This window comes from Leifsonia sp. McL0618, assembly GCF_049994905.1.
Taxonomy (GTDB): Bacteria; Actinomycetota; Actinomycetes; order Actinomycetales; family Microbacteriaceae; genus Diaminobutyricibacter.
Window position 1 is genome coordinate 1,137,323 of the sequence record NZ_CP188258.1, and the last position, 25,407, is coordinate 1,162,729.

23 protein-coding genes, 1 tRNA gene and 1 other RNA gene are annotated in these 25,407 nt (G+C 64.9%); 14 read left to right on the top strand and 11 right to left on the bottom strand.

Features of this window, described 5'->3' with window-relative positions; translation table 11 throughout:
* Nucleotides 1–33 precede the first annotated feature (33 nt).
* Entirely contained in the window at nucleotides 34–591 is a 558-nt protein-coding gene (locus ACPPVQ_RS05470) for a hypothetical protein (RefSeq protein WP_426519430.1), read from the bottom strand.
* An 88-nt stretch (nucleotides 592–679) separates the two neighbouring features.
* On the bottom strand, nucleotides 680–1,246 hold the full coding sequence (locus ACPPVQ_RS05475; RefSeq protein WP_426519432.1) for a TetR/AcrR family transcriptional regulator: 567 nt from the start codon (nucleotides 1,244–1,246) through the stop codon (nucleotides 680–682).
* Between the two features lie 84 nt (nucleotides 1,247–1,330).
* Between ACPPVQ_RS05475 and ACPPVQ_RS05480 the strand changes: the two genes are divergently transcribed.
* Nucleotides 1,331–1,768: a tautomerase family protein gene (locus tag ACPPVQ_RS05480; protein ID WP_426519434.1), complete on the top strand. Its 438-nt coding sequence runs from the start codon at nucleotides 1,331–1,333 to the stop codon at nucleotides 1,766–1,768.
* Here the strand turns inward: ACPPVQ_RS05480 and ACPPVQ_RS05485 are convergent.
* Nucleotides 1,762–2,178 carry a hypothetical protein gene (locus ACPPVQ_RS05485; protein ID WP_426519436.1) on the bottom strand — a complete coding sequence of 139 codons (417 nt, stop codon included), beginning with the start codon at nucleotides 2,176–2,178 and terminating at the stop codon, nucleotides 1,762–1,764. The two genes, ACPPVQ_RS05480 and ACPPVQ_RS05485, sit on opposite strands and share 7 nt — an antisense overlap.
* 152 nt (nucleotides 2,179–2,330) lie before the next feature.
* On the opposite strand from ACPPVQ_RS05485, the gene ACPPVQ_RS05490 reads away from it, so the two are divergent.
* The 3 genes from ACPPVQ_RS05490 to ACPPVQ_RS05500 all read left to right on the top strand — a co-directional run bounded on the left by ACPPVQ_RS05490 (nucleotide 2,331) and on the right by ACPPVQ_RS05500 (nucleotide 7,125).
* The gene (locus tag ACPPVQ_RS05490; RefSeq protein WP_426519438.1) at nucleotides 2,331–2,990 is read left to right on the top strand and encodes a dihydrofolate reductase family protein; all 660 of its coding nucleotides are present in this window, start codon (nucleotides 2,331–2,333) and stop codon (nucleotides 2,988–2,990) included.
* A gap of 161 nt (nucleotides 2,991–3,151) precedes the next feature.
* Complete coding sequence (locus tag ACPPVQ_RS05495; protein ID WP_426519440.1) at nucleotides 3,152–4,573, top strand: 3' terminal RNA ribose 2'-O-methyltransferase Hen1; 1,422 nt, start codon at nucleotides 3,152–3,154, stop codon at nucleotides 4,571–4,573.
* Nucleotides 4,570–7,125 carry a polynucleotide kinase-phosphatase gene (locus ACPPVQ_RS05500; protein WP_426519442.1) on the top strand — a complete coding sequence of 852 codons (2,556 nt, stop codon included), beginning with the start codon at nucleotides 4,570–4,572 and terminating at the stop codon, nucleotides 7,123–7,125. The genes ACPPVQ_RS05495 and ACPPVQ_RS05500 overlap by 4 nt, the downstream gene beginning before the upstream one ends.
* Before the next feature lie 21 nt (nucleotides 7,126–7,146).
* Here the strand turns inward: ACPPVQ_RS05500 and ACPPVQ_RS05505 are convergent, their stop codons facing one another.
* Together ACPPVQ_RS05505 and ACPPVQ_RS05510 are read right to left on the bottom strand one after the other, a co-directional pair.
* Nucleotides 7,147–7,413 (bottom strand): Txe/YoeB family addiction module toxin, encoded by a 267-nt coding sequence (locus ACPPVQ_RS05505; RefSeq protein WP_426519444.1) that lies wholly within the window; start codon nucleotides 7,411–7,413, stop codon nucleotides 7,147–7,149.
* Nucleotides 7,406–7,654 carry a type II toxin-antitoxin system Phd/YefM family antitoxin gene (locus tag ACPPVQ_RS05510; protein ID WP_426519446.1) on the bottom strand — a complete coding sequence of 83 codons (249 nt, stop codon included), beginning with the start codon at nucleotides 7,652–7,654 and terminating at the stop codon, nucleotides 7,406–7,408. The genes ACPPVQ_RS05505 and ACPPVQ_RS05510 overlap by 8 nt, the downstream gene beginning before the upstream one ends.
* A 523-nt stretch (nucleotides 7,655–8,177) precedes the next feature.
* Here ACPPVQ_RS05510 and ACPPVQ_RS05515 point away from each other — a divergent pair.
* The 3 genes from ACPPVQ_RS05515 to ACPPVQ_RS05525 all read left to right on the top strand — a co-directional run bounded on the left by ACPPVQ_RS05515 (nucleotide 8,178) and on the right by ACPPVQ_RS05525 (nucleotide 11,679).
* Nucleotides 8,178–9,392 carry a hypothetical protein gene (locus ACPPVQ_RS05515; protein ID WP_426519448.1) on the top strand — a complete coding sequence of 405 codons (1,215 nt, stop codon included), beginning with the start codon at nucleotides 8,178–8,180 and terminating at the stop codon, nucleotides 9,390–9,392.
* Nucleotides 9,393–10,225: 833 nt separating this feature from the next.
* Complete coding sequence (locus tag ACPPVQ_RS05520) at nucleotides 10,226–10,618, top strand: hypothetical protein (protein WP_426519450.1); 393 nt, start codon at nucleotides 10,226–10,228, stop codon at nucleotides 10,616–10,618.
* A gap of 929 nt (nucleotides 10,619–11,547) precedes the next feature.
* Nucleotides 11,548–11,679: a hypothetical protein gene (locus ACPPVQ_RS05525; RefSeq protein ID WP_426519452.1), complete on the top strand. Its 132-nt coding sequence runs from the start codon at nucleotides 11,548–11,550 to the stop codon at nucleotides 11,677–11,679.
* A 240-nt stretch (nucleotides 11,680–11,919) separates the two neighbouring features.
* Here ACPPVQ_RS05525 and ACPPVQ_RS05530 read toward each other — a convergent pair whose 3' ends face one another.
* From ACPPVQ_RS05530 to ACPPVQ_RS05545, 4 genes are all read right to left on the bottom strand, one after another.
* Nucleotides 11,920–13,119, bottom strand: coding sequence for an IS110 family transposase (locus ACPPVQ_RS05530; protein WP_426519454.1), 1,200 nt, complete (start codon nucleotides 13,117–13,119; stop codon nucleotides 11,920–11,922).
* A gap of 321 nt (nucleotides 13,120–13,440) precedes the next feature.
* On the bottom strand, nucleotides 13,441–14,526 hold the full coding sequence (locus ACPPVQ_RS05535) for a DUF695 domain-containing protein (RefSeq protein WP_426519456.1): 1,086 nt from the start codon (nucleotides 14,524–14,526) through the stop codon (nucleotides 13,441–13,443).
* 128 nt (nucleotides 14,527–14,654) lie between these two features.
* Entirely contained in the window at nucleotides 14,655–14,921 is a 267-nt protein-coding gene (locus ACPPVQ_RS05540) for a Txe/YoeB family addiction module toxin (protein WP_426519458.1), read from the bottom strand.
* Entirely contained in the window at nucleotides 14,914–15,162 is a 249-nt protein-coding gene (locus tag ACPPVQ_RS05545; RefSeq protein WP_426519460.1) for a type II toxin-antitoxin system Phd/YefM family antitoxin, read from the bottom strand. The genes ACPPVQ_RS05540 and ACPPVQ_RS05545 overlap by 8 nt, the downstream gene beginning before the upstream one ends.
* 1,034 nt (nucleotides 15,163–16,196) lie before the next feature.
* Between ACPPVQ_RS05545 and ACPPVQ_RS05550 the strand changes: the two genes are divergently transcribed.
* Complete coding sequence (locus ACPPVQ_RS05550; protein WP_426519462.1) at nucleotides 16,197–16,838, top strand: hypothetical protein; 642 nt, start codon at nucleotides 16,197–16,199, stop codon at nucleotides 16,836–16,838.
* Between the two features lie 434 nt (nucleotides 16,839–17,272).
* Here the strand turns inward: ACPPVQ_RS05550 and ACPPVQ_RS05555 are convergent.
* Both ACPPVQ_RS05555 and ACPPVQ_RS05560 read right to left on the bottom strand, forming a co-directional pair.
* Nucleotides 17,273–17,360: transfer RNA gene (locus tag ACPPVQ_RS05555), tRNA-Ser, on the bottom strand.
* A 44-nt stretch (nucleotides 17,361–17,404) separates the two neighbouring features.
* On the bottom strand, nucleotides 17,405–17,968 hold the full coding sequence (locus ACPPVQ_RS05560; protein ID WP_426519464.1) for a hypothetical protein: 564 nt from the start codon (nucleotides 17,966–17,968) through the stop codon (nucleotides 17,405–17,407).
* Nucleotides 17,969–18,033: 65 nt separating this feature from the next.
* Here ACPPVQ_RS05560 and ffs point away from each other — a divergent pair.
* The 6 genes from ffs (at nucleotide 18,034) to ACPPVQ_RS05590 (ending at nucleotide 25,389) form a co-directional block, all read left to right on the top strand.
* Nucleotides 18,034–18,130: signal recognition particle sRNA small type (gene ffs, locus ACPPVQ_RS05565), an RNA gene on the top strand.
* Between the two features lie 50 nt (nucleotides 18,131–18,180).
* Nucleotides 18,181–20,289 carry a phosphate acetyltransferase gene (gene pta, locus ACPPVQ_RS05570; protein WP_426519466.1) on the top strand — a complete coding sequence of 703 codons (2,109 nt, stop codon included), beginning with the start codon at nucleotides 18,181–18,183 and terminating at the stop codon, nucleotides 20,287–20,289.
* On the top strand, nucleotides 20,286–21,473 hold the full coding sequence (locus ACPPVQ_RS05575; protein ID WP_426519467.1) for an acetate/propionate family kinase: 1,188 nt from the start codon (nucleotides 20,286–20,288) through the stop codon (nucleotides 21,471–21,473). The genes pta and ACPPVQ_RS05575 overlap by 4 nt, the downstream gene beginning before the upstream one ends.
* Nucleotides 21,474–21,566: 93 nt before the next feature.
* Nucleotides 21,567–22,859, top strand: a complete 1,293-nt coding sequence (locus ACPPVQ_RS05580) for an acyl-CoA thioesterase/BAAT N-terminal domain-containing protein (RefSeq protein WP_426519468.1) — start codon at nucleotides 21,567–21,569, stop codon at nucleotides 22,857–22,859.
* Entirely contained in the window at nucleotides 22,856–24,151 is a 1,296-nt protein-coding gene (locus tag ACPPVQ_RS05585) for an acyl-CoA thioesterase/BAAT N-terminal domain-containing protein (protein ID WP_426519470.1), read from the top strand. The genes ACPPVQ_RS05580 and ACPPVQ_RS05585 overlap by 4 nt, the downstream gene beginning before the upstream one ends.
* Nucleotides 24,148–25,389: an acyl-CoA thioesterase/BAAT N-terminal domain-containing protein gene (locus tag ACPPVQ_RS05590; protein ID WP_426519472.1), complete on the top strand. Its 1,242-nt coding sequence runs from the start codon at nucleotides 24,148–24,150 to the stop codon at nucleotides 25,387–25,389. The genes ACPPVQ_RS05585 and ACPPVQ_RS05590 overlap by 4 nt, the downstream gene beginning before the upstream one ends.
* Nucleotides 25,390–25,407: the final 18 nt, after the last annotated feature.

Below are 25,407 nucleotides of genomic sequence, written 5' to 3' on the forward strand. Positions count from 1 at the left end.
CACGCGCCGTGCGGCGAGACGGAAAGACGCCGGTCAGCCGCGCCCGACGCGAGGAAAGCGTTCGAACCAATACAGCAGCTCTGGAGATTCGCGCCTCAGCTCCGTCAGGGTGATCGACTCGCTGCGGGTGGTGACGGGCACGTCGAGTTCTTCGACGACCCGTTCCATGTCTTCGCGAGCCCAGAACTGACCGCGGAGGCGAAGGAGCAGACGGCCGTGGACATCCGTGACGAACAACTGGGGGAGCGTGTCGAGCGTGCTGCCCTCATAGAGATCGAGGAGAACCACGGAGCCGACCGTCCCGGGCCGGATGTCCGTCACACGCCCGAAGAACCCGCGCTCGCGCACGCCGTCGGGGAGGAGCTGGATCGTGGTGCCGAAGAACGCCAGCACCGCGAGCACAGTCGCAACGACGACGATGATATGGACCGCGAGGACCAGGGGCCAGACGCCATCCGGAATCGTCAGCCAGTACAGCACAGCGAAAACAGGGGTCGTCAGCGCGAGCACTGCGACGATGCCGCGGGTGAACAGGTGGGCGTGCGGGCGCAGCACCACGCTCTTCGTCGTCACGACGGTCTCCTGTTCCATTGATTCCCCTCTACCCCGAGCCTGAACCATATCGGCCCCGCCCGGTAGCGGCATTTTGGGGGACACGGCACCCCCACAACGGAGGGTGTCAGTGGATGCCCGGCAAGGCCTTCAGGCTGTTCAGCAGCTGGTCGGCGACCAGGTCGAAGGGCTCCATGCTCTGTTCTGCCCGGGCGAGTACGACCGCGCCTTCGCTTGCCGCGACGAGGAGGGATGCGAAGCCGGCCGCATCCGCCGGCGCGAGACCTCCGGTTTCGAGAAGGAGGGCGAGGCGGCCGCGCCAGGTACGGAAGACGACTGTGGCGTGCTCGAGCAGCGCAGGGGAGTCGGCGGCAACGGTGACGGCGAGCACGGCGCATCCTGCACCGAAGCCCGACCGTTCAAGCAGGCTGCGCCACATGGCGAGGAACCTTCGCGTGATCTCGTCGGCGGATGCGCCTTCGAGCTCGTCGAGCAGCGTGATCGCGCGTTCGCCCGCGAGATCCACCGCCGAGGCGACGAGCTGCTCCTTCCCCTCAGGGAAATAGTGGTAGACCGAGCCGCGGGGCGCGCCGGTGAGGGCGAGCACACCCGAGAACGATGTCGCCTGGAGACCGTGTTTCGCAAGGAGCACGACAGCGCCTTCGACCATCCGCTGTTTGACGCCCTGAGCCACGCAACCTCCCGAACCCCTTGACTATGACGAGCGTCATAATCTAGCTTCTATGTATACCATCATACTTTTTCGAAGGAGAAGCCCATGCCGATGATCGATGTCTATGCAACAGCCGGAACGTTCGCCGACCGCCACGGTCTTGCCAAAGATCTCGCGACCACGCTGATGGAGATCGAAAAGGTGCCGAACATCCCGATGTTCCGACAGAACACCGCGGGGTTCGTGCACGACCTGCCCGAGGGCAGCCTTTCAAACGTCGACGGCGACAGCGGGTACGTGCGCGTGCAGGTGCTGACCAACGCCGGAGCGCTCGATCGCGAACAGCAGCTCGCCGTGGTCTCCCGGTTCACCGAACTTGTTTCGGCTGCGGCCGGCGACCCGACGCTCGCCGAGCGCACCTGGGTGCTGCTGACCGAAGCAGTGCAGGGCGGATGGGGCCTCGCCGGCCACGCCAACACCAACGACGAACTCGTCGCTGCTGCACGTGCCCAGATCGCCGCCCTGCAGGCGGGCGATCAGTAGACGACTGCCGCTTTCAGGATGTCGGCGATTCGCTTCTTGTCGGCGTCATCCATCTTGGTCAGGGCAAAACCGACCGGCCACAGGTTGCCGTCATCCAGGGTCGCAGCCTGCTGGAACTCGAGGGTCGCATAGCGGATCTTGAACTTCGATCCCGGCTTGAAGGCGACGACCGTCTTGCCTTCGGCGGCGGCATATGCGGGCATCCCGTACCAGGTCTTCGCGGCCAGCGTGGTGTTCTCATTGACGAGTTGATGGAAGGCCTCGGCGAGTTCCCTGTCGGTGCCCGTCATCGCGGCGATCGCAGCGTCGCAGGCGGCCGCGGCATCCGCACCTTCCTGCATCGCCTTCTTCTCGGCGATGGCTGCCTTCATGGCGGCCTTTTCTTCTTTGCTGAATGTGGTCGTGGTCATGGGTTTCCTCCCTGGTGTCCGAGCTATGGCCAATATTAGGTTTGGGGCGCGGAGCTCGCTTCTCGAATCCTGCTCTCTCGCCGGGCCGACATAGAGTCGATCGGCTGATCACCATAAAGTGAGTGTTAACGACAATCCCTTCCGGAGATGACATGTCCCTCGTTCGCGTGCACAACTTCTCGATCTCACTCGACGGCTTCGGCACCGGCGAGAGTCAGCAACTCGACGCTCCATTCGGTCACGCAGGACAACAGCTCGTGCAGTGGGCTTTCGGCACCCGCACCTTCCGCACGATGGGGTTCCCCGGGGAGTCGGAGGGATCCTTCGGCGTCGACGAGGCGTTCGCCAGCACGTGGGGGCCCGGTATCGGCGTCGAGATCATGGGGCGCAACAAGTTCGGCCCTCAACGCGGCCCATGGGAGGACCACGAATGGAAGGGATGGTGGGGAGAGAACCCTCCGTTCCACACTCCCGTCGTCGTTCTCACGCACCATCCTCGGCCGGTACTCGAGATGGAAGGCGGAACAACCTTCCATTTCGTCGACGCCGACCCGGTCGCCGCGCTCGAGAAGGCGCGCACCCTGGCCGGAGATCGCGATATCCGGATCGGTGGCGGCGTCAGCACGGTTCGGCAGTTCCTCGAGACCGATCTCATCGACCACATGCATATCGTCATCGTGCCGATCGTCCTGGGCCGGGGCGACCGGCTGTGGGATGGACTCGAAGGACTCGAACAACGTTTTGACATCGAAGCGACCCCATCACCGCAGGGAGTCCTTCATCTGGTCTTCACTCGTCGCACCGTCCAGTAGGCGGTAGCGCCGACGGACGAAGCGGGCCGCTACCCCTCAGATCCGCCCCAAGGAGCGTCACGACGTAGCGGGCAGTGTATGGGCACTGGCGAACCGCAGGCCGGCAGCGGGTCGCACCCATAGACTGATCAGCTACCCGTTCGCCCGATCCAAGGATCCCTGTGCTCGTCACCGTCACCTCGACCGCGTCTACCGCGTCCAATCTGAGCCACCTGCTTCGTAAGCACCCGGATCGTGCGCAGGCGTTCGCGCTGAGCGTCGGCACGGCTCACGTCTTCTACCCCGAGGTCTCGGACGACCGTTGCACCGTCGCAATGCTCCTTGAGGTCGACCCCATCGGGCTGGTTCGCGACAAGCGTTTCCGAGGAAGCGACGCGGCCACGCTGGCGCGCTACGTGAACGACCGTCCGTACGCGTCCTCGTCGATGGTCGCGGTCGCTCTTGGCCAGGTTTTCCGCACGGCCATGAGCGGCACGAGCGAGTCGCTTCCCGAGCTTGCGGCATCGGCGCTGCCCCTTGAAATCACGGTGGCGGCAGTGCCGGCCAGAGGCCGCGACACCGTCGGCCTCGCCACGCGCCTGTTCGGGCCGCTCGGCTGGGTCGTCGATGAGGCGCCCATCCCACTGGATCCGGAGTTCCCGGAGTGGGGTGATTCCGTGTACGTCGACCTCGCGCTTCGCGGGGAGGTCCGGCTCAGTGACGCACTCAGGCACCTCTACGTGCTGCTGCCCGTGCTTGACGACGCCAAGCACTACTGGGTGTCCGACGATGAGGTTGGCAAGCTTCTCCGTGCGGGCGAGGGCTGGCTGCCGGATCACCCCGAGCGCGAGCTCATCACGCGCCGTTACCTGGCCCATCAGCGTTCTATGGTGGACGAGGCTACAGAGCTGTTGGCCGCGAATGCCCGGTTGAGCGACCTCGACGACATTCCGGAGGACGATCAGGCGGCACAGAGCGATTTGTCCCGCCCGACGCCCTTGGCCCCACAGCGAGCCGAGGCAGTGCTTGGGGCGCTTCGCGACATCGGTGCGCACTCGGTGGCCGACGTCGGATGCGGCGAAGGCGCTCTCCTAAAGCGAATGCTTGTGGATCCTTCGTTCACGAAGATCATCGGCTCGGATGTCTCGGCGAGCGTCCTTGCCAAGGCCGCGCGGGCACTGAACCTGCGTGAGGCAAGCGATCGCCTGCGCGAACGCTTGCAACTCATCCAGTCGTCCGTGACCTACCAGGACGATCGAATCGCCGGCCTCGATGCAATCGTGTTGATGGAGGTGATCGAGCACGTTGACCTGGAACGGCTCCCGGCGCTCGAGTCAGCCGTGTTCGGAGCGGCCGCGCCTGGCGCGGTCATCGTCACGACGCCGAACGACGACTACAACGCCCTCTTCGAGTCACTGTCCAACGGCACGTTCCGACACGGCGATCACCGGTTCGAGTGGTCCCGTGCCGAGTTCGCTGAGTGGACGGATGGCGTCGCTATGCGGAACGGATACACGGTCGAGTATCGGACAGTCGGCGACGTCGACGCCGATCTCGGCTCGCCGACCCAGCTCGCCCTGTTCCGAAAGGTGACCGACAGATGACGCGCCTGCCTCTGCCTGACATGTCGCTCGTTGTGCTCGTGGGTGCCTCGGGTTCTGGAAAGTCGACGTTCGCCGCCGCCCACTTCGGGCCGTTCGAGACTTTGTCCAGTGACGCCTTCCGCGGGCTTGTATCGAATGACGAAAACGACCAGGCCGCGACTCCGGCAGCCTTTGAGGCACTTCGGTTCGTCGCGGGCAAGCGTCTCGACGCCGGCCTACTGACCGTGATCGACGCCACGAACGTTCAGCCGGATGCCCGGCGCTCGCTCGTGGCGCTCGCGCGCGAGCATGACGTTTTGCCTGTCGCCGTCGTGCTCGATGTTCCCCAGAGCGTGTGTGTCGAACGCAACGCCACCCGAACGGACCGCACGTTCGGCGCGTCCGTCGTGAAGCGTCAGCACGACCAGCTCCGCCGCTCCCTCAAATACTTGGGCAAGGAGGGCTTTCGCCGGGTGCACGTGTTGTCCGGGTTGGACGAGATCGCGGCTGCGGAGTTCGTGCGCGAGCCGCTGCTCAACGACCGCCGCGGAGAGACGGGTCCGTTCGACGCCATCGGCGACGTCCACGGCTGTCGATCCGAGCTTGAGACTCTGCTCGGCAAGCTCGGCTACGTCCTGACTCGCGATGATGAGGGGCGCGCGGTCGACGCCGTTCACCCGGAGGGCCGTCGCGCGATTTTCCTGGGGGACCTCGTCGACCGCGGTCCCGACGCTCCGGGAGTGCTGCGACTCGTGATGGGCATGGTCGGGGCAGGTCATGCTCTCGCGGTGCCCGGCAACCACGAAGCGAAGCTCGTGCGCGCCCTTGAGGGCAAGAAGGTCCAGACCAGCCACGGCCTCGCGGAGACCCTCGCTCAACTGTCGACAGAGACGCCCGAGTTCCGTCGGGAGGTCCTCCAGTTCTGCCGCGATCTTGTGTCGCATCTCGTTCTCGACGACGGTCGGCTCGTCGTCGCGCACGCTGGACTGATTGAGAAGTATCAGGGGCGAGCGTCCGGACGTGTGCGCGCGTTCTCGCTGTTCGGCGACACGACAGGCGAGACCGACGAGTATGGGCTGCCGGTCCGGCTTCCGTGGGCAGAGGACTATCGCGGAAAGGCGACGGTCCTCTACGGCCACGTCCCGACCCTCGAAGCGGAGTGGGTCAACGGCACGATGTGTCTCGACACCGGTTGCGTGTTCGGTGGGAAGCTCAGCGCCCTCCGCTACCCAGAGAAGGAGGTCGTCGATGTGCCGGCCGAGAGGGTCTGGTACGAGCCGGTCGCACCGCTAGGAGGACGAGCATCCAACGGAGGCTTGTCCGGCGGATCCGGGACGCGCAATCCTGCGCTCCTCAGGATCGACGACGTCCTCGGCAAACAAGTCGTTGAGACACGAGCGTTCGGCAAGGTCGGCATCCGCGAAGACAACGCCGCCGGCGCCCTCGAGGTCATGAGTCGGTTCGCGACAGACCCGAGGCGACTCGTGTACCTGCCGCCCACGATGAGCCCGCCCCACGTGTCGAATCGGGACGGCATCCTCGAGCACCCCGCCGAAGCTTTCGACGCATATCGGCGAGAAGGCCTCGAACGACTGATCTGCGAAGAGAAGCACATGGGCTCCCGCGCAGTTGTACTGCTGACCCGAGATCCCTCGCGATTCGGCGCGCCCGCCGAATGGCGTGGCGCCGTCCACACGCGCACTGGCAGACCGTTCTTCGACGAGGCGACGACCGACAGCTTCCTCGCTCGCCTCGACCAGGCCGCCGAGACGGCCGGACTCTGGTCGGAATTCGAAACCTCATGGCTCTTGTACGACGGGGAACTCCTGCCATGGTCGCTCAAAGCGGGACCGATGATCCGTGAGCAATACGCGAGCGTCGCAGCGGCAGCCACATCGGCCCTGCCCGCGGCCTCCCGCGCTCTGCAGGCTGCCGCCGACCGCGGTGTCGACGTCGCCGACCTGCTCGCGCGCACGAATCGCCGCGACTCGAATGCCGACGCATACCGGGACTCGTATCGGCGCTACAGCCAGCCTGTGTCGGGGCTCGACGGCGTGCAGCTCGCCCCGTTCCAGCTCCTCGCCTCTGAAGGAGCAAGCCACCTGGCGCAGGATCACCTTTGGCATCTTGCCATCGCTGACAGGCTCGCCGAGGCTGACGGGCAATTGATCCGGCGCACACGACGCATCGAGGTCGACCTGTCGTCGTCCGACTCGGAGAGCGCGGCTACCACCTGGTGGGAGGAGCTCACCGACGCGGGAGGTGAGGGCATGGTGGTGAAGCCTGTAGCGGGCCTTGTGCGCGGAACACGCTCGCTTGCGCAGCCGGGCATCAAGGTTCGCGGGGCTGAGTATCTTCGAATCATCTACGGCCCGGACTACCTCGAACCTGCCAATCTGGCACGCCTCCGCGACCGCGACGTTGGACACAAGCGCTCAATGGCACTCCGAGAGTACGCACTCGGCGTGGAGGCGGTCGAGCGGTTTGTCGCCGACGAACCGCTGTGGCGAGTGCACCAAGCTGTCTTCGGCGTGCTCGCAATGGAATCGGAGCCCGTAGACCCCCGACTCTGACAACGCGATCCGTACCGGCGCTCAGTAGTGGTATCGAGCCTGAAGGATGATCACGTGGGCGTCATCGACGAGATACACGAGCCGGTTGGCCTCGTCGATCCGCCGTGACCAGGCTCCGGCTAGCGCGTGCTTGAGGGGTTCCGGTTTGCCGACGCCGTCGAACGGGTCGTCGCGGAGGATGTCTTCGATCAGCAGGTTGATCCGTTTGAGTGTTCGACGATCCGGGCCTTGCCAGTAGAGGTAGTCCTCCCGGCCGCCGGCGGTCCAGGCGAGCTTTCGGTCACTCACCGGTCAGGTCGTGCTCCTTGATGCTGCCAGCGCGGGCGCTTTCGATGGCGTCGATCAGGCGGCGAGCGTTCTTGGGGGAGCGGAGCAGGTAGGTGGTTTCCAACAGGGAGTCGTACTCGTCCTTGGACATCAGCACGGCCGAGCCGCGCTTCGACGTGATCTCGACTTCGGTTTGGTCGAGGTTGACCCGCTCGATGAGTCCGAACAGGTCGCGTCGCGCTTCGCTTGCGGTGATGGCCATGATTCCTCCGAGTGGTACCAGATATTGTACCACTGGGTTGGACTTTGGTGGCATTTTGGCTTTGGCATCCTCGACATGACGTCTTTGGTCTTGGTGGGGCCTCGCCTCCATTGCACTGATCCGCTCGCTATCTCGCTTCCGCACGGTAGCCTCATCCCCTCTTCAGGCCGCTGGCTCAAAAATGTCGTCGGCGAGATTGCCCGCTTCATCTTTTATCGGCTTGCGGCTACCAAAGAGCATCTCGAATTCGCTTTGTCATCCCAGCGAGTGATCTTGTGTTGGCGGTGTCCGTCTGCGTTGTGACGCACGGGTAGCCTGTATCGACCAACAGAGATATGGAGGGCCGGTGGCGCTACGTTGTCATGCCCGTTCAATCGCCAAGCGGCCTGCTCGGACGAAGCCAGCTCGTCGGCGATGGGCAGCGGGATCGTTGGCCGCAGTGGCGGTATTCGTTCTCTCGGGGTGTGTGAGCTTGCCCCCGACAGCGGAGACGATTTCGGTGCTCTGGGACTCCGATAGCCCGGTGGCTGCGGGAGGAAAAGCCCACAGCGCCAATTTCAACGGTGTTGTTTGTCCCAGCGGCGGCGATTGTGTTGCCTACGGGAGCGACGTGGCTGCCGACGGCCATGCTCGACCGCTGCTCGTGACCCGTCACGTGGGCTCCTGGACTCCGCTGGCCCTTCCCTTTCCTGAGGGAGCCAAGCCGTCTACTGATTCCTACTCCGAGGTTCGGGCGGTCTCGTGCCTCCAAAGCAAGTGCCTTGCTGTTGCTGTCTATGTCGATGCGCAGCAGGTATTGCACTTCTTCTCCAACACCCTCGCTCGCGAAGGCGGTTCGACAATAGAGCTCCCCTTGGTCGGGGCAGCGAAGTCGGCTGACGATCTCGCAACGGAGATTGGTCAGGCGCAGGGGAACGTATCGCTTTCATGCTGGTCGACGACAGCGTGCATGGCAGCGATCTCTATCCGCTTCGACTTCGGCGGGTCATTTCAGCACGACGCATTCGAGCTTGTCCGATTCGATGGGCAACGCTGGACGACACTGACGAATCCAGTAATCAACCTGCCTGCGACCAAGTACGGAACCGAAGTCGACGACCTGTCCTGCAGCACCCGGGGGTGGTGCGCGATGACTGGCGAAGCAAGCGACTCCATGGGAACGTCTCTACGAGCGTGGACTGCCGTCCCGCGCGGAACTGAATGGAGGGCGAGCGTCCAACCGAACCTGCAGGCCTATCGCGGCCTGTCTTGCGGCTCGGCCGCGCACTGTCACGCGCTGGCCCTGACTGCCACTGGAAACGCTCTCGTGACCCTCGCAGCGGACGGGTCGACCATAGTGGACGTCCTTCCCCGAGATTTCACCGCATACGACATGGGTTGCTCTCCACTGCTGTGCGCATTCGCCGGAAGCTCGGATAACAACGGCGGTTACCTCGGTACCCAGTCGGAGGCCGCAAGATCCACCACCGGCGCTGATCCGAACGGTGCGCACCTCCAGCTTGGCAATCCCGGTACCGTCGCATGCACCTCATCGTCATACTGTGTTGCTGTCGGCGGATTCGAAGTCAACTCGCTGACCGGGGCATCGGAACCGTTGGTTGAGACATTCACCAATAGTTCCTGGAAGGCGACCACGCCGGCCGCTCCGAGCAAGGGCGGGACGCTGAATGGGGTTGCCTGCGAATCGGCCTCGAACTGCGTCGCGACCGGCCAAGCGAACGGCACCGTCCGCCCCTAGCTGACCGGCAAAATGGGTCCAGTAGCGCATGAAGGCAGCGAGCGCGATGCCGAGAAACAGCAAATGATTGCTGCTTCGTGTTCCTCCGCCCCGCATGAAACAACCTCGCGCGTTGAGAGACCGCGTCAAGGGGCAAAGTGTGAGCACCGAGGTACACCTCGTAACCTGGCGGAGAATGGGGGATTCGAACTGCCCCCTAAAAAAGTGCCAGAAGATGCATCGCGGCCCCTCCTGCCCAGATAATTCGCGGATCTAGGGTGCTCGGCCTAGTAACCCGATGTACTCCGATGCACGCCAATGCACACTCGCTATTGCATGAAACTTTGCATGACGGGTTGATGCCGGTTGTCTGTCCGTGAACGGGCGACACTGCGGTGTCCTGGTCAATCGGCTTCGCAAAAAAGCCAACGTGGCCGGGGGCGACCGTCCGCAAACGAATGGATCGATTGAACAAGCCGCCCCAGCCGCCTTGGGCCCCGTTATCGGGCCGGGCAAGTCGGAGAATTCTAGACAGGTCGACGATGCTCCGCTAGCCTCAGCACAACTAAAGAGAAGGCAGTCTCATGTACATCTCGCGCAAGGCCTCCTCAACAGTTCTCGCGGGCGCCGTCCTCGCAGCCCTAGTCCTTACGGGTCTACCTCTCGCTGCGGGCGCCGCGACTCCTCCGCCCGGCCCCGCCTCACCATCGCCTAGCGACGCAAAGCTTCCTCTGACCAACAGGTCGCCTGACCCCGCTAGTCTGGCGATGGCCCCTCCTCACCAGTCTCAGTTTGATGACGCTCTCAATGCGCCTCAGGCGGATCTCATCCACTCATTCCCCGACATCGTCGGCATGAGCTTCTGGGATGAGGCGTCAGCGACCGCAACAATGGACTATTACACAGGCGCAGACCCCACGGAAGAGGCAGCTTTCCTGGCCGCCGCCGGTCGAATCGTCATTCCGGCGCCCCTCAACCTCGTGTGGCGGCCTGTGAGCTGGAGTCTCAACGCGCGCGTTGCGCTCCTGAAACAGATCACCGCACATCCCGACGCATGGACGTCCTTCTTCGGGTCAGCGCCGGAAAGCGGACTGGTCGACGAGTCGGGCACCATCGAAGTGTCCTTGGCCGATCCGGGCAAGGTCTCCTCGTCTCCAGCTCGGTCGGGCGTGCTTCCGGACGGTACCCCGTTCATCGCCATGCCGCCATCGACGGTGGACTGGCAAGTCGGGCGCACAGGGCTCTAATATCGGTCCCCGGTCAGCCGACGTGAGAGGGCAAACGTCGTCTCTGCCTCTGCAAGGCAGACGAGGCGCGGGAAGGATTGGCCGTTGCCCTAATGTGAGGGCATGTTGGACGACTTGGACTCGAAGTATCGGCTGTCATTTCTAGTCGGCGAAATCGTCCGAAACGACGTCGGGGTCGAGAGTGAAATCCGCATGTTGTGGCGGAAGCTTTTCGATGCGGGGCTGCCGATAGGAGAGATGCAGCGCGACTTTGGGCGGCTGATCCCTCAGATTCGAAAGGTGCTTGTCCGCCCCGAAGTGCCGGAAGTTTCGGCGGATCGCTTCGGAGGTCGTCGAAGCAACGAGCAAAGCGCATCAGTTGCGCAACACGTTTGCGCACGACCTGTTGGTGCAGGACTACTTCGACAAGGATCTCGTGCGTTCGACACGGACTAAGACGCCACCAAGGCCAATGTCCGATCTCCAAACACTTGCGAGCAGTCTCTTATCACTGACAAGGCGAGCGCGGGGAGTTTGAATCATCACGCCTCCGTGGGTCGGTGGGCCGCTGGATGACTTCTCCGACAGGGACGGTTTGGTCTCCTGGACTCGGGTAGCGATGGGCCACATCAGGGACGACATGCCGAACGCGATCGTCGGCACTGAAGGAGAAGCGCCTGAGCCTCCTGGAGGATATAGCTAGAAGAGCCGCGGCTCACAACAGCCGAATCGTGGCGAGCGCTGAATGGCTCGATTCACCTCGACCGGGCCCGACCGAACGCGTACGTGTTCGCGGGGCCGTCGGGTGAACTTCGCTCGGCGAATGAGGTTGGAGCTAGGTGGAGTCGTCGCATCGCCACAGCTCGTGCTGCGCTCGGTGAGGACGCGCTCAAGCCCCTCACGCTGAAGGGTCTGCGCCACACTCACGCGACGCTTCTCATGGAAGCGGGGTGAATTCGAAGATCGTTCAAGAGCGGCTCGGTCACTCCAATATCGCGATGACGATGGACATCTATAGCCACGTCACGGCGACGATGCAACGCGGCGCAGTTGACACGCTCAGGGCGATTCTCGGCACCTGATGCGAGGTGGCTATTGCATAGAACTTTGCATAGGCCAAAAAAGACAGCATTTCAATAGGGTAATTTCCCTGATGAGAGGCTGTTTTTTAGTGGCGGAGAATGGGGATTCGAACCCCCATCCGGCCATTTTTCGCGTCGTTGCGGAGGTGAAAAACCCCGGAATTTCGGGCTTTTTCGGACTACTGCGATCTCAGTGGTACGAGTTGGATCTCGTTAAAGTGTGTGCCCCTATGTGGTTTGTCAAGCGGTGAGTGTCGGGGTTGGCTGGTAGAGGGTGCCGTCGCGGAGCATGGCGTAGAGGACGTCGCAGCGTCTGCGGGCGAGGGCGATGAGGGCTTGGTTGTGATGCTTTCCTTGTCCGATTTTGCGGTCGTAGTAGGCTCTCGAAACCGGATCGCGCAGGGCCGCGAACGCTGAGAGGTAGAGCGCCCGTTTCAGGATCTTGTTCCCGCGGCGGGAGTGGTGTTCGCCTCTGATCGATGTCCCGGACCGTCGGGTCACGGGTGCCAGCCCGGCATATGCGGCGAGGTGGCCAGCGGTGTCGAAGTGGCGGCCGGAGACTTCGGTGAGGAGTCTGGCCGCGGTCCCGACCCCGACACCGGGCATGCTGGTCAGGACCGGGTGAAGAGGGTGGGCCTCCACGAGGGCCTCAACCTCGGTCGCGATCTCTCCGCGTTGCCGGCGCAAGGTTGCCAGCTGCTCCGCAAGCCGTGGGAGCACCAGGCTCGCAGCACTGGTGCCGACCACAACGACAGTCTGTTCCGCCAGAGCGGCGGTGATGTCCTCAGCCAGGCGCCGTCCAATCTTCGGTGCTCTCTTCGTGAGCCTCGTGGTCAGCCGGGTGACCCCGGCCGTCTTCATCGCCGCGGGGGACGGGTAGTGCTGCAACAAATCCAGGACCGCGGGGTGGTCCAGCCGCGGGCCGATTACCCGCTCCAAAGCCGGATGGATCTGGGTGAGGAGCCCTCTAATCCGGTTCACGGTCTGGCTGATTTGCTTCACGATGTCCTCATCGAACCCGCAGAGCATGCCCAGCGCGGCGACCTGTTCGTCATCGACCTGGATGGAACGCAGCGCATGCGGCATCGACCGAGCTGCTTGGGCGATGATCACCGCTTCCCGCGCATCCGTCTTGGCTTCTCCTTCATGGATGTCGGCGATGCGCCGCATCGACAGGCCCGGCAGATAGCCGACCAAGATGCCCGCGGCCTGGGCGACCGCGACCGGGAGCGCGCCGATCGTTGCTGGCTGGTCGACGACGAGCAGGATCCGCCCGTGTTGTTTCAGCCCACCGATCAGCTCGCGGAGCCGCGCCTCATCATTCGGCAACGCCTTATCAAACAGCGTCTTGCCGTCGCGAGCCAGGGCGACCGCGTGATGGCCGGACTTGCCGACATCAACGCCGATGAACACATCGACAGCTTCATAGTCTTCGATCACCGTGAGCTCACGTTCCCTCGTCTGAAACGTTGGTCTGGACCGCGGCCATGAGTCTCGGCAGCCACGTTACGGACGACCTCACACACGGCGGGCCTGACCCCTAATCAGCGATCACTCACGACCAACCGGGCCCGGTGACAACACACACTCGATCAGTAGCGACAAGGCAAATAAATCATGCCGGGCACGGCAGGCCAACACCCGACCAGACTCTCACTGAAGCGGGCTCCAACAAAGTAACGGGCAAATTGTGGGCACTGGCGATTCGCACGGCGTCCGGTGCTGCGGTTCTTCCTGCCGGTGTTGGATGCCGCGAGATCCTCACCCCGTGAAATGCCGAACATTCCTCCAAGCTGGGTCCCGGGTCGTCTCGAGCTCGACTCTCCGCAGAGAGGCCCATTCGACGAGGTGTGCGCCAGCGTTCTGATCTTCGCTGTCTGTGTACACGTGAAATGTGCGATGGCCGACACGTGAAACGTGGCCGACGAGAATCCCAAGGCCGTTCAGTCTTTCCTCCAGCTCGGCTTCGAGCGCGCGAAGCGACTCCAGCTCGGCCGTGTCCAAGGGGAGGCCGTTTTCCTGTGGTGTGTAGCTCGCGCGGATGACGTTGTGTGCGTCGAGCGTCGGGTGGTCGACCCAGCGCAGGGCCCGACGGAAACTCGCGATTCCGGGCGCACCGGGCTCGTCTTCCCACTGGGCGAGGGTCCACTCGTCGGGGTCCTGGCGTCGACGGATGGAGGCTACTGCCTCGATCACGTCGGCGCCATTTTGATTCGCATCGGCCGCGTCCACCAACGCCTCGACGTTTCCCACCCACCGTTCGACGTCGTCCTCCCCGAGTAGCCAGTCGAGAACGAGGAATATCACCTGCATCCGACCATCCGAAGGCAGATTGAAGAAGTTCGGATGAAAGACTCCAACGTCCAGGCGCAGATCGTCCGAATCTGACTCGATATGGAATCGGGTGGCCGACAGATCAAGGCTCTCGCCCGCGATCGCCAACACGTTCGTCAACGCTCGCGGATCGGCCTCCTGGCTCGCCCGGAATTCCCACGTTGCATTGGCTGGCGGCGCAGCGCGAAGCCACCGTGCGGCGAGCGGCCGGAGCTCGGCGACGCCGGCGCCGGAGACGGTCAGGCGATGCTCCGACTCGCTTCCTGCGCTGAAGTGCCAGGCGAGACCCTCGTTGATCGCGTCCACCCGGCTGCTCAACTGATCGGTCATCGAGGATAGCTTCGTTGGGTCGACCGTGTGCCCCTCGGAATTCCACCATTCCCAGAACCCAATCACGGGATGCACGACGGCAGCGGTAGCGGAGGTCCGACTCCTACGAAACAGGGACATGGCACACATGCTCTCATTGCGCCAACGCGTCCACCAAGCCCGCGGTAAAGCGTCGAGATCCAAAGTGCGACCGCCGGCCAAGGCTGAGTGCTCGCGAAATGCCCCTGAGCCACGACAACTCCCGCCGAACAGTCTGAGGCGTCCCAGTTCGGACGCGGCAGCACTACCCCGGATTGGGGTCAGCTCATGGGTCAGTAGTGGTAGCGAGTCTGAAGGATGATCACGAAGTCGTCATCGACGAGGTAGACGAGTCGATTCGCTTCGCCGATGCGACGCGACCAAGCTCCGGCCAATGCGTGCTTCAGAGGCTCCGGTTTGCCGACGCCGTCGAACGGGTCGTCGCGAAGGATGTCTTCGATCAGGAGGTTGATCCGTTTGAGTGTTCGCCGGTCTTGGCCTTGCCAGTAGAGGTAGTCCTCCCAGCCGCCGGCGGTCCAGGCGAGCTTGCGGTCACTCACTGGTTAGGTCGTGCTCCGTGATGCTGCCAGTGCGGGCGCTCTCGATGGCGTCGATCAGGCGGCGGGCGTTCTTGGGGGAGCGGAGCAGGTAGGTGGTTTCCAGCAGGGAGTCGTACTCGTCCTTGGACATCAGCACGGCCGAGCCGCGCTTCGACGTGATCTCGACTTCGGTTTGGTCGAGGTTGACCCGCTCGATGAGTCCGAACAGGTCGCGTCGCGCTTCGCTTGCGGTGATGGCCATGATTCCTCCAAGTGGTACAAAATATCGTACCACTGTCCTCTCGTGAGCGGCGGATATGCTCTGACCTATGAGTGACGCGAAGCGCGCCTCCGGTCTCGCTCGCCCGGGAATGTGGTTGGCGGGGATCACGATGCCATCTCGGCCGATGACTGTTTGGGATATGACGTGGCGACTGATCGTGCGGTGGACGGCCACAATAGTCATGACCGGGCTCGTTATGCTTGCCGTTTGGTCAGTGTCAATCACGCCGGGGCGTGTGGGCTGGGTTGACCTTCTAGCTGTGACGGCGGGATGGCTTTGGAGCGTTCTCTTGACCATCGGCGTCACAGTCGCCATTGCGCGTGAACAACAAAAGGCGCGTTCTACGAAGTGACCTGATCGCGCTCCAATGTTCGGGGCGGTCGTTTGTTGATCGTGGTCTCCCCAGGGCCGTGAGTTCGTTTGCTGAGCGCTTGCCGCTCGAGCCTGTTCGTGAGGCGAGGGAGTTCCAGCTCTCGCTCACCTGTCGGAGTTGGGCGATGAGGTCATCGCGCTCGAGACTTGCGGCGTGCTCGTCCCGGAGTCGACTGAGGGTGCGCGACCTGAGTCAGTCGTTTGAGGGCGTCGGCGCGCGTGCCCCATCTGGCCTCGAGCAGTTGTGTTCCGCGACCGGTAGGCCGACAGGATCGTACTGATCACCCAATACCAGCCGATGAGCGTGCGTTGCGGCCACCGTGGTTGGGCAGCGCGTGCGCCATTCGCCAAGGCATGCTTCACCTCAATTGGGGACGTGGGGTACGCTCTCGTTTCGTCAACGTCGCGCCCTGCGAACACATAGGGTGAACTGCGTGTACTGGGCAGATAGCCTCGGGCACGTGCCATAACGGTGAAGGGCTGACATGAGCAACACGAAGGCCAGTCACCGCAGGGCGATTATTGTCGGCGACGCACTCTGGATCCCCGGGTTCGCGCTTGCGGTTGCTTCGTGCGTTTACGGTTCAATCGCGTTCCAGGCCACAGACGAGTAGACAGACTCGACTGGTCGAAGAATTCTTATGTCAAAACTAATTAGGCAGCGCTGGATCGGCGCCCTTCTTCTCATGGTCGCCTGGCTCGTTCTCATGGTTGGCATCGTTGTCGGCCGCATCCAGAATTCCCCGCTTGGTCCTTCGACTGAGGTCATTATTGGCCTGGTGACCTCGACGCTGGTTGTCGTGGTGGTTGCATCTGTTGTCTGGGCGATGGTGCGACCGAACATCCTTCGGCGCCGGTATCTGTTGAACGCGCATCCGGACGGATTGGTGATTACTGTGCGCCGAACGCGAGACCTCATGGACATCGTCGAAGCGCAGGGGTGGGACTCGTCAGACGAGGCAGAGCCTCCCGGAGGACTATGGCTGAGCGTGTTAATCGCAGATCGAAGTCTTAGTATCTGGGCGGGTAAGGAAAGACCACTCGAGGTGCTTTCGGTGAGTGGGTCCGGGATCAGCTCGATCTCAAGGGGGACGCTATACGACGCCGGGCGGCCGTTCGCCGGACTCGAGGTGAGCGCGCAGGACGGTGATCAGGGCTTCGCGTTCGCGCTGATTCCAAGTAGTGATCTCTTAGGCGGCCTCTATCCAGCCCTTCCAAGAACCGTTGAATCAATCAGAACCGAAATGAGTCGGCGGCTGGCAATTCCATCGGGAGCAATCTGAATTTGGACGGAGACCACGAGTCCGTTGATTTGGACCTGAAGAAACGCAGAATGAAGTCTTGGGGAGCGTCGGTGCGAGTGACACGACTCTTGCCCCACGGCGAGTGGGATGTGCCGATCTATCCTTCTTCCAGCGGTCTGAGGGCGCTCTTCAACCGGTGAGCCGTTGAGGTGAAAAGTCTTGAATCCGAGAACAGGGCGAAACTTCGCGAACAAGCGTCAGGCGATGAAGCCGTCCAGCTTCCACTCGATCGACACGGCCTGGCGCGTCTGTGTCGGGCCTCGCTGGTCTCGGACCCCGGTCGGTGCGATTCGGCCGGGCGCGGTCGAGCAGAGGATCCGGGAATTAGTCAGCCGACCGATTGACCCGCCTCGAATGGGGTCAACTTCCGCGGAATCACGGGGATTCTGAGGCCTTCACGAGGATGAAAAAACTGGCGGAGAATGGGGGATTCGAACCCCCGAGGGCTTGCACCCAACACGCTTTCCAAGCGTGCGCCATAGGCCACTAGGCGAATTCTCCTGGCTGGTCCGTTTCTCGTTTTCGAAGAACGGCCACGAAGCATCCTACCTGCTCAGACGGGTGCCCCGTGCCGCCTGCGCCCGCTCCACCCACCAGAACGCCAGCGCCGCGAGCCCGAGAACGACCATCGTTCCCAGCCAGGCGAAGGTGATGAGCAGGCCCAGCCGGTTGGCGCGGTCCTCGGTCGGAATCAGCGATTGGGCCCCCATGACGACGTGGTCACCGCTCCTGACCTCGACGGTGGCGAAGCGGAGGCCGGGTCGCGGCTGCCACGTGACGTGATTCGATCCGCCGGATGCCGCATCCGAGATCACACCGGAGGGCGGCTCTGCGAGGTCGCCGTCGAGGTAGCCGTTTCCGGCGATCGGATGCCCGCTCGAGTCGTACACGACGACGAACGGCGCCAGGCTGGCGGCGAGGTCGACGCGGGGGAGTGCGTCCACGGTCGCACTAGAACCGCTGCTGAGGTCGCTGGCGACCTGGGTGGCCAGTTGCGCGCCGACCTGGTCGGCACCCTGCCGGTCGAGCTGCTGCGCGACGACGTAGACCGTTCCGAGCGTGAAGGTTGCGACGATCACTCCGATTACCCAGGCTGCGAGCCGATTCATGCCCGAAAACTACGCCTCTGGGGCCCCCGCGGCATCCGTCGCTCGGATGATTGGGTAAACTGGTCGACGGCTCCTCACGTGGCGCCATCCAGGCCAACTCCCCCAGGACGGAAACGTAGCAAGGGTAACCGGGCTCTGGCGGGTGCGTGAGGGGTCTTTTCTGTTCTGTGGAGAACTCCCCGGGGTGACACCGGCAACGGTAGGTTGGAGCGGTGTCCCACTCGATCTACATCACGTCGGCAGAAGGGAATACGGGCAAATCGACCGTCGCCCTCGGCGTCCTCGAACTGCTCTCCCGATCCGTCGGGCGGGTCGGCGTCTTCCGCCCGATCGCGCGGTCGACGGTGGAACGCGACTACGTGCTCGAACTGCTTCTGCAGCGCTCGACGGCGTCGACCGGCTACGACGAGAGCATCGGCGTCACCTATGACGACGTGCACGCAGACTCTGACGCAGCACTTTCGACCATCGTCCGGCGATTTCGTGCGGTCGAAGTGCATTGCGACGCGGTCGTCGTACTGGGTTCCGACTTCACCGACGTCAGCAGCCCGACGGAGCTCGGCTTCAACGCACGCATCGCGGCGAATCTCGGCACACCGGTGCTGCTCGTGCTCGGCGGGCGCACCGGGCAGGGGTCCGGCGAGCGCCTCGCCCAGGCCGATCCCCGGCCGCCCGACGACCTCCGGCAGCTTGCCGAGATCGCAGGCGCCGAGCTGAAGGCGGAGCACGCGGCGCTTCTCGCCGTGATCGCGAACCGGGCGGATGGGGAGCGCACTGGCGAAACCATCGCGGCCGTTCGCGCGGCCGTTCCCGCCTCGACGATGGTGTGGGCGATCCCCGAAGATCCCTATCTCGTGGCCCCGAGCATGCGCACCATCCTTGAAGCGATCGATGGAACCCTCGTCTCTGGCGATGCCGGGCTGCTCGCACGCGAAGCACTCGGTGTCGTGGTCGCCGGAATGTCGATGGTCAACGTGCTTCCCCGACTGATCGAGGGCGCCGTCATCGTGATCCCGGGGGATCGCGTTGAGACACTCCTCGCCGTGCTCATGGCCAACGCCTCGGGTACGTTCCCCTCGGTCGCCGGCATCGTGCTCAACGGGGGGTTCGACTTGCCCGAGCCGATCACCCGTCTCATCGACGGACTCCGATCGACGCTCCCGGTCGTCTCCACCGACCTGGGGACCTACGAGACCACGGTGCGCATCACGAACGCGCGTGGACGCCTCGCTGCCGATTCGCAGCGCAAGTACGACACCGCGCTGGCCCTGTTCGAGCGCAGCGTCGACGGCGTCGAACTACTCGAGCGGCTCGACGTCAGCAGATCGAACGTCGTCACTCCGCTCATGTTCGAGTACGACCTCCTCGAGCGGGCGCGTGCGGCGAACAAGCACATCGTGCTGCCGGAGGGCGATGACGACCGCATCCTCAAGGCAGCCGCGACGTTGCTGGCCCGCGGCGTCGCCCGCCTGACAATCCTCGGCGAGCCATTCGAAGTGCGTTCGCGGGCGATCGCCCTCGGGCTCGACCTCGCGGCGGCAGACGTGATCAGCCCGTTCGACGATGTGCTGCGGCTACGTTTCGCGGAAGAATATGCGCGCCTGCGCACACACAAGGGGATCACGGTCGACCAGGCGGCGGACACCGTCACGGACTCGTCCTACTTCGGCACGATGATGGTGCACCTCGGCCTCGCAGACGGGATGGTCTCCGGGGCCGCGCACACGACGGCCCACACCATCCGGCCGGCCTTCGAGATCATCAAGACACGCCCGGGCGTCTCTGTGGTCTCGAGCGTCTTCCTCATGGCGCTGGCCGATCGCGTGCTCGTCTATGGCGACTGCGCCGTCATTCCCGATCCCACAGCCGGGCAGCTCGCCGACATCGCCATCTCCTCCGCCGAGACGGCGACACAGTTCGGCATCGTGCCCCGCGTGGCCATGCTGTCGTACTCCACCGGCGAATCGGGTTCGGGTGCCGATGTCGACAAAGTCAGGGAGGCGACTGCGCTCGTGCGGAAGCGCAATCCCCTCCTGCTGGTCGAGGGTCCGATCCAGTACGATGCCGCAGCCGACGCAGCGGTCGCGGCATCGAAGATGCCGGGGTCCGAGGTCGCCGGCCGCGCGACCGTGTTCATCTTCCCCGACCTCAACACGGGCAACAACACCTACAAGGCGGTCCAGCGGAGTGCGGGCGCCGTCGCGATCGGACCGGTGCTGCAGGGCCTTCGCAAGCCGATCAACGACCTCTCACGCGGCGCACTCGTCGACGACATCGTGAACACCGTGGCCATCACCGCGATCCAGGCGGACCTCGCGTGAGCACCATCCTCGTCATCAACAGCGGCTCGTCTTCGTTCAAGTACCAGCTGATCGACATGCAGACCGAGCGCGCCGTCGCGAGCGGCCTGGTCGAGCGCATCGGCGAATCGTCGGGTCACACCACTCATCGCGGGCCGTCGGGCACCAGCGAGCGCACTCTCGCGATACCCGACCACACCGCGGGGTTCCGGGCCATGCTCGATGCCTTCGCGCTGAACGGCCCGGAACTCGACGACGATCCGCCGATCGCTGTCGGCCATCGCGTCGTGCACGGCGGCAAGCGATTCTTCGAGCCCACCGTCATCACGCCGCTGGTCGAGCTGAACATCGAAGACCTCTCCGACCTCGCACCCCTGCACAACCCGGCGAACCTCGAAGGGATCCGGGCAGCAGAGAAGGCGTTCCCCGATGTTCCCCATGTGGCCGTCTTCGACACGGCGTTCCACCAGACGCTCGCACCCGCGGCGTACACCTATGCGATCGACGCCGACCTCGCCGAACGTCACCGCGTGCGGCGATACGGCTTCCACGGCACAAGCCACAAATACGTCTCTGAAGAGGCGGCCCGGTTCCTCGGGCGACCGCTTGCCGACCTGAAGCAGATCGTGCTCCATCTCGGCAACGGCGCGTCTGCGTGCGCGATCGACGGGGGCCGCTCGGTCGACACCTCGATGGGAATGACGCCGCTCGAAGGCCTCGTCATGGGCTCGCGGTCCGGCGACATCGACCCTGCTGTGCTCCTGCACCTCAGCCGCAGGGCCGGCCTCGACACCGACGGCCTCGACGACCTCCTCAATCGGCGCAGCGGCCTGGTCGGGCTGGCGGGGCGCGGGGACATGCGCGACGTGACGAGCGCGGCCGCCCAGGGTGACGCATCCGCCGAGCTTGCGCTCGCGACCTACCTGCACCGGCTGAAGCACTACATCGGCGCGTACACCGCAATACTCGGCGGCCTCGATGTCATCAGCTTCACGGCGGGCGTCGGCGAGAACAGCGAGGTCGTCCGCGCGGGCGCTCTCGAAGGGCTCGGCGCGCTCGGCATCCGGCTCGACCCCGAGCGCAACGCGGCAGGCTCCCGTGGTCCACGCACCATCTCGGCGGACGATTCGCCCGTCACGGTGCTCGTCATCCCGACCGACGAAGAACTCGAGATCGCGAGGCAGACACAGGCGGCGATCGGCTGAGTTCCGCCGACGCTGTCGCCGTCGCCGTTGGGGGTGCCGCCCGCCCTTCCCGCCGCATCAGCGTGCGCTCATACTGAGAGCAGTGGTGTTCTGATGACGTGGCATGCACGGACGGCGGCGATCGCGTTCCTTCTCGGCGCCCTCGCCCTCGCGGGGTGTACGGGCTATCCGGCGCGCCTGCAGGCGGGCCCGCATTTCGTCCAGGGGCCGCTCGTGCAGCTCAGCACCATCCTGCTGGCGCCGCCCCTGTCGCTCGTCGGGCTCACTCCAGGGTCGCGCATCCAGCTCGAGGCCCACGTCGACGCGCCCGGAGGCCGCTGGACATCGAGGGCGACCTACACCGTGCCCGGCACGGGCATCATCGACCTCAACGAAGTGAGGCCGCAGTTCGCGCCTTTCGGTTCGCCCGACTCGGCCGGCCTCCTCTGGTCCCTCCACGGACCCGAGCTCCCGCCGGAAACCGCCGTTCACCTGTGGACGCAGTCGATCGTCGGGGTGCACATCGCCGCGGTCGACGACGGCCACGTCATCGCATCCACCGTTCTCGAGCTGTACGGGCCGGGCCTCTCGTCGGCGCCGATGCCGGTGCTCGCGGACGAACTGGGAGGCACGCCGTGGAACCCGTCGACCGCCGAGGACGACTCCGTGGTCGGACTGTTCTACCGGCCCCAGTTCCCCTACCGGCCGCACGCACCGGCGGTGATCATCTTCGACGACGACTCGACCGGAGCATCCCAGCAATACGTGGCTCCGTTCCTTGCGCTGCTCGGGAACGGCGTGTTCGTCATCCCCGTCGAGCGCGCCGCCGACCAGGTGCACATCACCTCGACGTACAGCGTCGCCCAGATCCGCGCGATCATCGGCTGGCTCGACCAGAGACCAGACATCGATCCGCGGCACATCTTCGTCTACGGGTCATCGCAGTCGGAGCAGCTCGCGTTGTGGACGGCGGCCCATTTCAGCTCCCTGATCTACGGTGCCTTCGGGGCAGGCGGTGCGACGGCTCTCCTCTGCCGCTCGCCGGAAGGCGTGTCCACGGTGTTGGACACAGCCGGTGAGGTGGCGTGTGAGCGCAACGTCAGCCCGGTGAACGACCTCAGCGTCGTCTCGCTGGCAAAACTGCCCGGACCCGTCGTCCTCGCCTGCACCCGTTCCGACGAAGTGCTCCCGAGTGCGTGCGACTGGCAGGACTCGGCGGTGCGTGCGCGCGGCAGCCGGCCGGGGGATGCGGACATCCGGTCAGCTACGGCCGCCCATGCGATCACGGTGCCGCCCGGCATTCCGCTCGACCTGCCTCCGGCGCCGGCCGCGCAAGCGACCGAACGCGCGCGGGCGGAGTTCTGGAGTGTCCTGGTCAGGACCATCCTGAAAACGGCGGAACTGTGAGCGCGCGCCGGCTGGAGGCCGCGTTCACGGTCGCGGTGCTCGCGCTCGTACTTGCGCTCTCCGGATGCACGGCGGATGCGGGCACGCCCGGAACCCGTTTCGTGATCGGCCAGCTCAATGCGAGCACGACCGACCGGGTCACGATCACGCTCGTCGGACTGCAGCCGGGCCTCGATGTGACCGTGGATGCGTCTGTCTCGAAGGGCGGGGACCGCTGGCGTTCACGCCAGGTCTACCCGGTGTCGGCCAGCGGCATCGTCGACCTTTCCGCATCCCGCCCGACGCTCGCGGCCTATCCGGAAGCCGACGCAACCGGCCCACTCTGGTCGCTCGAAGGGCCATCGCAGAGCCAGGCCCAGCTCGAACACACGTGGGCTGACGGGCAGGTCGACATTGAGCTCGCGGCGATCGAAGGAGGACACGTCGTCGCGGCGGCGACCATCCAGCGGCCCGGGCTCGCGGGCTTCGCGACCGTACGTCCGGTCTTCGCGGGTGACGTCGTCCGCAACGCGACGGGTAAGCCGATGGGCGGCACCGCGTACGACCTGCGCATCGGCACCTTCTACCGGCCGGTCTCACTCGTGGCGGGGCGCAAGCCTGCGGTACTGCTGATCGACGGCGACGACGGGGGAGCATCCGCTCCGTTCGTCGCCGGCCAGCTCGCCCTCGAGGGATTCCCGACATTCGTCCTTCCGGCTTTCGGGCCGGAGGGCCAGATCCCCGGGTCCTCCGCGCTGTCGGTCGAGGCGTTCGACGCCGGCCTCTCGTGGCTGCGGGACCAGCCGAACGTCGATCCCCAGCGCGTATTCACGTTCGGATCCTGGCGCGCGTCGGCCCTGGCTCTCTGGCTTGCCGCGAACGAGCCGCAACGCATCTACGGCGCCATCGGGGCTTCCGGCACGACCGCCCTGCTGTGCACCTCCGCGTCGGGGACCGCGATCGTCACCGAATTGGGGGTCGGCGTGCCGTGCCAGGATGCGAGCCGTACGATCGCCGACATGTCGCTGATCCGGCTCGATCGCATCCCCGGCCCCGTGATGCTCGCATGCGGCGAGACCGACGAGGTGCTCGGCAACGCGTGCTCCTGGCTGGGCGCGGGCGTGAGCATCCGCGGGTCGCGGCCCGGGGATGAATTCATCCGCGCGCCGGGGGCCGGTCACGACATCACGGTGCCGCCGCTCCTGCCGATCGGTCTGTCCGACCTCGACCCCGCGACCGCGCAGTCGACCGAGAGAGCCCGTGTCGCGTTCTGGTCCGGAGTGGTCCTGATGCTGCAGGCGGCGACCCGATGATGATGAGACGCCTGATCGCGCTGATCGCGGCAGCCGGCCTGCTCGTGGCCCTTGCGGCCTGCACTGCCGGGGGCGCACGGCCGGGCGCCCATTTCATCGTGAGCAAAGACCCGAGCGCATCGTGGTGGCCGCTCGACATCTGGGTCGAGGGACTGGTGCCGGGCCACCAGGTGACGGTCACGGCGAGCGCGAACTCGAGTGGGCACTGGAGTTCGCGGGCCACCTACGGCGTGCCCGGTGACGGCATCGTCGACCTGAGCACCGCAGTTCCCGAGCTGGCGCCGTTCAGCCGGCCGGATGCGATGGGGCTGTTCTGGTCGCTGGCGAAATCGGGCGCCGGCGCGTCAGCCGACAACTCGGGGTGGGGCGACGGGAGCGTCACGATCGATCTCACGGCGTCGGTGGATGGCCGGACCGTCGCCACGTACGCCGTGCACCGGATGGGGCTCGGAACCATCGTGGCGTCGAACGCGGTGTTCGACAGCGGGTTCCTCGGCGACTTCTTCTCGCCTACCGGCAGCGCGGTAGGGCTGATGCCTGCCGTGCTCGTGCTCGACGGTGCGGACAACGGGATGCAGTCCGGCGTTCTCGCAGCTGCCCAGATCGCAGGCCTCGGCTACCCGACGCTTGCGCTCTCGTCGTTCGGCTCGGCGGGGGGAGTGGCGTCGGGCACCCTGCACGCGGAGACCCTCGTCGCCGCACTGTCGTGGCTGCGTGAGCAGCCCGGCGTGGACAAGGATCGCATCTTCGTCTTCGGCGCGTCGCGCGCTGCGCCGCTCGCTCTGTGGGCGGCGGTGCAATACCCGAACCTCGTCTACGGGGCGATCGCGCCATCCGGGACGACCGGGGTCATCTGCACGTCGCCGGTTCCGGTGCCTGCGATCACCATCGGCGGGGCGTGGGTGCCGTGCACGACCGGCACGAACACCGTCCGCGCCGCCGATGTGCTTCCGCTGGAGCACATCCAGGGACCGATCGTGCTCGCGTGTGGGGGCATGGACGAAACCCTGCCGAACGCGTGCGACTGGATGTCCGCGGGCGAGCGCGCACGAGGCAACCAGGTCGGCGACACATTCCTTCGCGCGCCCGGGTCGACGCACGCTCTCTACATCCCTCCGTACACGCCGTTGTACCTGCCGCTGACGCCTGCCGCGCAGGCGACCGACGACGCGCGCGTCGCATTCTGGCGAGCAGTCGTGCACGCTCTGACGGCCCCGAGCTCCGTCCTGTCCAGATAACGGATGCGCGCCATCGCG

Bases quoted from the DNA above. Each gene is read 5' to 3' on its own strand.
- ACPPVQ_RS05545 (WP_426519460.1), bottom strand. From the start codon at position 15,162: ATGGCCATCACCGCAAGCGAAGCGCGACGCGACCTGTTCGGACTCATC.
- ACPPVQ_RS05510 (WP_426519446.1), bottom strand. From the start codon at position 7,654: ATGGCCATCACCGCAAGCGAAGCGCGACGCGACCTGTTCGGACTCATC.
- ACPPVQ_RS05500 (WP_426519442.1), top strand. From the start codon at position 4,570: ATGACGCGCCTGCCTCTGCCTGACATGTCGCTCGTTGTGCTCGTGGGT.
- ACPPVQ_RS05485 (WP_426519436.1), bottom strand. From the start codon at position 2,178: ATGACCACGACCACATTCAGCAAAGAAGAAAAGGCCGCCATGAAGGCA.
- ACPPVQ_RS05560 (WP_426519464.1), bottom strand. From the start codon at position 17,968: ATGAATCGGCTCGCAGCCTGGGTAATCGGAGTGATCGTCGCAACCTTC.
- ACPPVQ_RS05580 (WP_426519468.1), top strand. From the start codon at position 21,567: ATGACGTGGCATGCACGGACGGCGGCGATCGCGTTCCTTCTCGGCGCC.
- ACPPVQ_RS05590 (WP_426519472.1), top strand. From the start codon at position 24,148: ATGATGATGAGACGCCTGATCGCGCTGATCGCGGCAGCCGGCCTGCTC.
- ACPPVQ_RS05550 (WP_426519462.1), top strand. From the start codon at position 16,197: ATGTCAAAACTAATTAGGCAGCGCTGGATCGGCGCCCTTCTTCTCATG.
- ACPPVQ_RS05490 (WP_426519438.1), top strand. From the start codon at position 2,331: ATGTCCCTCGTTCGCGTGCACAACTTCTCGATCTCACTCGACGGCTTC.
- ACPPVQ_RS05470 (WP_426519430.1), bottom strand. From the start codon at position 591: ATGGAACAGGAGACCGTCGTGACGACGAAGAGCGTGGTGCTGCGCCCG.
- ACPPVQ_RS05480 (WP_426519434.1), top strand. From the start codon at position 1,331: ATGCCGATGATCGATGTCTATGCAACAGCCGGAACGTTCGCCGACCGC.
- ACPPVQ_RS05520 (WP_426519450.1), top strand. From the start codon at position 10,226: ATGAGCTTCTGGGATGAGGCGTCAGCGACCGCAACAATGGACTATTAC.